The organism is Eikenella sp. HMSC061C02, from assembly GCF_001809035.1.
Taxonomy (GTDB): Bacteria; Pseudomonadota; Gammaproteobacteria; order Burkholderiales; family Neisseriaceae; genus Eikenella; species Eikenella corrodens.
This window is the reverse complement of sequence record NZ_KV795537.1, coordinates 1-4,333: the sequence shown is the minus strand read 5'-3', so window position 1 is coordinate 4,333 and position 4,333 is coordinate 1. Positions and strand designations below refer to the sequence as shown.

Here is a 4,333-nt window from a genome sequence, read left to right as displayed (position 1 = left end):
ACCTGTGGTGTAAACAACGCGCCGATTTACTACAGCTAAAATGGAGCGAAGCGAAGTTTTATGGATTAAACAAGACAATATGTCTAAAAAATATTAGCTTTTTGCCCTCCTATCAACCAATTTTAAAAATTTTGTCTAAAAAAGCTGTCAAATTGTCAAAATTCGGGTAGTATGCGGCATCTAAATATCCGCGACAGCGCCTTTACCCGCTTCCGCTATGCCCGCCTGCCGGCAACGGCCACAAGCCCGCCAGCCCGCCGCACCGCATACCGGCCGCGCCGTCCGCCCCGTTTAACCGAATCCAAAAAAGGAATCCACATGCAAGTTTACTACGATAAAGACGCCGACCTCTCCCTGATCAAAGGCAAAACCGTGGCCATCATCGGCTACGGCTCGCAAGGCCATGCCCACGCCGCCAACCTGAAAGATTCCGGCGTAAACGTGATTGTCGGCCTGCGCCAAGGCGGCTCCTGGAACAAAGCCCAAGCTGCCGGTTTCGACGTGCGCAGCGTGGCCGATGCCACCAAAGCCGCCGATTTGGTGATGATTCTGCTGCCGGATGAAAACCAACCGGCCGTATACCGCGCCGAAATCGAGCCCAACCTCAAGCAGGGCGCCGTATTGGCCTTTGCCCACGGCTTCAACGTGCACTACAACCAAATCGTGCCGCGCGCCGACTTGGATGTGGTGATGATTGCCCCCAAAGGCCCCGGCCACACCGTGCGCAGCGAATTCCTCAAAGGCGGCGGCGTGCCCTCGCTGATTGCCGTATATCAAGACAAAAGCGGCAAAGCCCGCGACATCGCCCTCTCCTACGCCGCAGCCAACGGCGGCACCAAAGGCGGCGTGATTGAAACCAACTTCCGCGAAGAAACCGAAACCGACCTCTTCGGCGAACAAGCCGTATTGTGCGGCGGCGCGGTTGAACTGGTGAAATGCGGCTTTGAAACCTTGGTGGAAGCCGGCTACGCGCCTGAAATGGCCTACTTCGAATGCCTGCACGAGCTGAAACTGATCGTGGACTTGATGTATGAAGGCGGCATCGCCAACATGAACTACTCCATTTCCAACAACGCGGAATACGGCGAATACGTTACCGGCCCCGAAGTCATCACGCCGGCCACCAAAGAGGCGATGAAAAAAGCCCTGTATCGCATTCAAAGCGGCGAATACGCCAAAATGTTCATCCAGGAAGGCGCAACCAACTACGCCAGCATGACTGCCCGCCGCCGCCTGACCGCCGACCACCAAATTGAAAAAGTGGGCGCCCAGCTGCGCAGCATGATGCCTTGGATTGCCAAAAACAAATTGGTGGATCAAAGCAAAAACTAATTATCGGCAAGTGATTGCCTAAAAACAGGCTACCTGAAAACGAAGCTTCAACGCCTCTCAAACGCCGCATAGCGGGGTTTCGGCGAAGCTAAATTTTCAGGTAGCCTTCTTATATGCTTCCATGCTGCTCAACTCACCACAGTGCTTATACCGTGAACCATTTTGGCTGCATCGGCAGAAGGATGGCTAGCCAATCCATCGCTAGCGAATTGTTCTGCATGACCTAAATGCAATAGAGGCTACCTGAAACCCTGCCCTGTTTTAGATAATTGGTTTCAGCTAGCCTCCTCCTCAATATGAATCCTATTCATCTACTAGCGCTAATTTTTCAGCCAGCCGCCCTTGCCTAAACCCCCGCCGCCCGCTACCGTATCGCCTTTCTTTCGCATTTCGTTTCCCGCCATCATGCTACACAATACCCTCAGCTTCGAATTTTTCCCCACCCGCACGCCCGAAGGCCGCGAAAAACAGAAAATCACCCGTAAGCAACTTTCCCAATACCAGCCCGAGTTTTTCTCCTGCACCTCCGGCGCCGGCGGCACCACCCGCGAAGGCACCATGCAAACCATCCGCGACATCCTTGCCGAAGGCATGGCCGCCGCCCCGCACATCCCCTGCGTGGGCTTGGATGCCGGCGAACTCACCGACCTCTTGCAGGAATACAAAGATTTGGGCATCCGCCACGTGGTTGCCCTGCGCGGCGACATCCCCTCCGGCATGGGCTTGGGCACCACCGGCCTGCACCACGCCAACGAACTGGTGGAGCTCATCCGCCACCGATTCGGCGACTGGTTCCACATCGAAGTGGCTGCCTACCCCGAATACCACCCGCAATCGCGCAGCGCCGAAGACGATATCCAAAGCTTCGTGCGCAAAGTGAAAGCCGGCGCCGATTCCGCCATCACCCAGTTTTTCTTCAATGCCGACGCCTACTTCCGCTTCCTCGACGATGTGCGCGGGCGCGGCGTGGAAATCCCCATCGTGCCCGGCATCATGCCGATTGCCAACTTCTCCAAACTCGCCCGCTTCGCCGATATGTGCGGCGCCGAAATTCCGCGCTGGCTGCGGCTGAAGCTGCAATCCTATGCCGACGACACCGCCTCCATCAAAGCCTTGGGGCTGGACGTGGTAACCGAAATGTGCGGCCGCCTCCTGCGCCACGGCGCCCCCGGCCTGCATTTCTACACCCTCAACCAGGCAGGATTGTCTTCCACCATCTGCCAACGTTTAGGCTACTAATCCGCCCTTTGCCAAATAGAGATGAAGGCTACCTGAAAAGGTTTCAGGTAGCCTTCATCTCTTCTGAGCGCCCGTCCGGTGCTATAATTCGCCCTTTCCAACATTAGCTTAGGCCAGTAACCATGTTACGCGCACTCATTATCGTTTTCGCCTGCCTAGCCGCAGGCGAAGTGCTTTTACACCTCACCCACCTCAAACTCCCCGCCAGCATCGTGGGGCTGCTGATTTTGTTCGGCCTGCTCCAAGCCGGCTGGGTGAAGGAGGCCTGGTTTAAGCCGATGACCGAATTCCTCATGCAGCACATGATGCTGCTGATGATTCCCGCCTGCGTGGCACTGATGGATTATTTTTCCATCGTGGCGCACGATTTCTGGTCGATTGCCATCGCCACCGTGGCCAGCAGCGTGCTGGTGCTGCTCTCCAGCGCGAAAACGCACGAAATTTTAAGGAGGCACAAATGAGGGAAGTTGCCACCAACCCCATTGTGCTGATTCTGATGATGCTCGCCATCTACCGCTTCAGCCTGTTTTTACGCCTGCGCAGCGGCAGCCCGCTGGCCAACCCGCTGATGGTGAGCACGCTGTTGGTAATCGGCTACCTGAAACTCTTCGGCATCCGCTACGACGATTTCATGCAAACCGGCCGCATGGTCGGCTTTTGGCTGCAGCCGGCCATCGTGTGCCTGGCCATCCCCATGTATCAGCAGTGGCCGCGCATCCGCAGCCAATGGCTGCCGATTGCCGCCTCGCAGCTGGTGGGCAGCGTGGTGGGCATTGTGAGCGGTGTGCTGTTTGCCCACTGGTTGGGCGCCAGCCACGATGTGGGCCAGTCGCTCGCCGCCAAATCGGTTACCATGCCGATTGCGCTGGAAATCACCCACGTGCTAGACGGCATCCCCGCCGTTTCCGTGGCCGCCGTGCTGCTGGCCGGCCTCACCGGCCAGTTTATCGGCTTCTGGATTCTGCGCCACAGCCACATCCGCAACCCCATCTCGCACTCCATCGCGCAGGGCACGGCCTCGCACGCCATCGGTATTGCCGCCAGCCTGGAAATCAGCGGCCACTTCGCCGCCTACGCCACCCTCGGCCTGATCTTCAACGGCATCCTCACCTCTTTCCTCGCCCCGATTATCGTGCCGCTCTTGGCCGTTTAAATGTGCCATATGAATGGCAAAGGCTACCTGAAAGCGAAGCTTCAACGCAGTTAAAACGGAGCGAAGCGAAGTTTCTGCGAAGCTAAAGCACAGCTTCAACGAAGTTGAAACCGCGTGCGTGTCGCGCACATCCTGCGCCTGCTTAACGCAATGAATATCATGAAGAACTATTCAATTAGCTCCATAACGGTAATTTTAATATCCGGCCTGCTTGGCGCTTGCAGTATGTCTGATTGGTGGAATGGGCATTATGCAACAAGAGCTGCATTGACTGATGCTCAGAAAGAGCGGGCAGCTTACTATGCTGCCGAATCGCCGGAGCAACGAGAGTTACGTAGAAAAAATCGCTTAATTTGTGATAAAGAAACTGGTTATGATAGGTGTATGCGCCGCTTAGGAACGCCTGTCTGGCACGATGGATTGGATAACTGATATTAGTGAGTAGGTTGGGTTAGCCGCAGGCGTAACCCAACAAACAAGAGTGGAATGTTGGGCTTACCAACTCAACCTACGCCCTGCTTTATCAACAGGCTACCTGAAAAATAGATTTCAGGTAGCCTGTTTATTTCCAAGGTGTAGCAACTGTATTTTTCACCCCGTCGGGCAAAA

The 4,333-nt window shown here is 55.7% G+C and carries 5 protein-coding genes; all 5 read left to right on the top strand.

The genetic code is table 11. The features are described 5' to 3' along the window. Positions 1-318: 318 nt before the first annotated feature. The 5 genes from ilvC (at position 319) to HMPREF2541_RS11865 (ending at position 4,156) form a co-directional block, all read left to right on the top strand. Complete coding sequence (gene ilvC, locus HMPREF2541_RS03415) at positions 319-1,332, top strand: ketol-acid reductoisomerase (RefSeq protein ID WP_023887706.1); 1,014 nt, start codon at positions 319-321, stop codon at positions 1,330-1,332. Positions 1,333-1,737: 405 nt separating this feature from the next. Beyond that, entirely contained in the window at positions 1,738-2,571 is an 834-nt protein-coding gene (gene metF, locus HMPREF2541_RS03410; RefSeq protein WP_003823886.1) for a methylenetetrahydrofolate reductase [NAD(P)H], read from the top strand. 122 nt (positions 2,572-2,693) lie between these two features. After that, on the top strand, positions 2,694-3,032 hold the full coding sequence (locus tag HMPREF2541_RS03405; protein WP_064083587.1) for a CidA/LrgA family protein: 339 nt from the start codon (positions 2,694-2,696) through the stop codon (positions 3,030-3,032). Beyond that, positions 3,029-3,724, top strand: a complete 696-nt coding sequence (locus HMPREF2541_RS03400; protein WP_070541729.1) for an LrgB family protein — start codon at positions 3,029-3,031, stop codon at positions 3,722-3,724. The genes HMPREF2541_RS03405 and HMPREF2541_RS03400 overlap by 4 nt, the downstream gene beginning before the upstream one ends. Positions 3,725-3,883: 159 nt before the next feature. Then, positions 3,884-4,156: a hypothetical protein gene (locus HMPREF2541_RS11865; RefSeq protein ID WP_141744190.1), complete on the top strand. Its 273-nt coding sequence runs from the start codon at positions 3,884-3,886 to the stop codon at positions 4,154-4,156. Positions 4,157-4,333: the final 177 nt, after the last annotated feature.